General features: G+C 61.7%; 1 protein-coding gene. It reads right to left on the minus strand.

The features are described 5' to 3' along the window. On the minus strand, nt 1–1,011 hold a 1,011-nt coding region (locus PTE30175_RS27995), incomplete at both ends, for an AAA family ATPase (RefSeq protein WP_150700332.1).

Here is a 1,011-nt window from a genome sequence, read left to right on the forward strand (position 1 = left end):
CTGAGCAGTCCCTGGGCTTCGGCCGGGCCCAGAGGCTCCAGATGCAATTGGACGTAGTCGCTTTTGGGGCCCCAGTCATGGGCGTATTCCGGACGATAGTTGACGAGCAGGACGATCCTCGCACCCGGAACGTGGTCGAAGAGGATATTGAGGAATGCCTCGGTTTCGCTGTCCAGCCATTGCAGGTCTTCGAAAACGAGCTCGAGCGGCTGGTTGAGGCTTTCGCGGACCAACAGACGTGCAATGGCTTCGAACGTGCGCTGGCGCCGGATGGCAGCGTCCATGGTCGGCAATGCCGAGCCGGGCTCGACGGACCCAAGCAGATAGAGCAGGTAGGGCAAATAGTCTTCCAGCGCCCGCTCCAGGGTGAGTAGCCTGCCGGTGACCTTCTCGCGGCAGATTCGGTCGTTGTCGCGCGGGGTGATTTGAAAGTAATTCCTCAGAAGCTCGATGAGCGGCAAATAGGCGAAGGCCTTGCCGTGCGAAACCGAGAAGGTCTCCAGCACCAGGCAGCCTTGCTGTGATCGTGCCTTGAACTCGTGGAAAAGCCGCGATTTTCCGACGCCGGCCTCGCCCACGACCCCGACGACTTGCCCATGCCCCGCCTTGGCCAACGCCAGGGCGTTGTGCAATTGTTCCATCTCGGCCTGGCGCCCCACAAAGCGGGCCAGACCGCGGTGCGCAGCCACTTGCAGGCGCGTACGCAACGCCCCGAGGCCCAGCACCTCATACACAGCGAGTGGATCCCGTACGCCCTTTACGTGGGTGGTCCCGAGCGCCTTGAATTCGAAATACCCCTCGGTGAGCTTATGGGTAGACTCGCTGACGAGGATGGACGCCGGTGTGGCAACACCTTCCATGCGCGAGGCGATGTGGATCGTGTGTCCCACAGGATCATAGTCCGTGTGCAGGTCGTCCTTCCGGATCGAGCGCACCAACACCTCGCCCGTGTGGATTCCGACGCGGATCTGAAGCGCAATGCCTTGGTCCAGACGCACTCGGTCACTATGA

The sequence above is a fragment of the Pandoraea terrae genome (assembly GCF_902459695.1).
GTDB lineage: Bacteria > Pseudomonadota > Gammaproteobacteria > Burkholderiales > Burkholderiaceae > Pandoraea > Pandoraea terrae.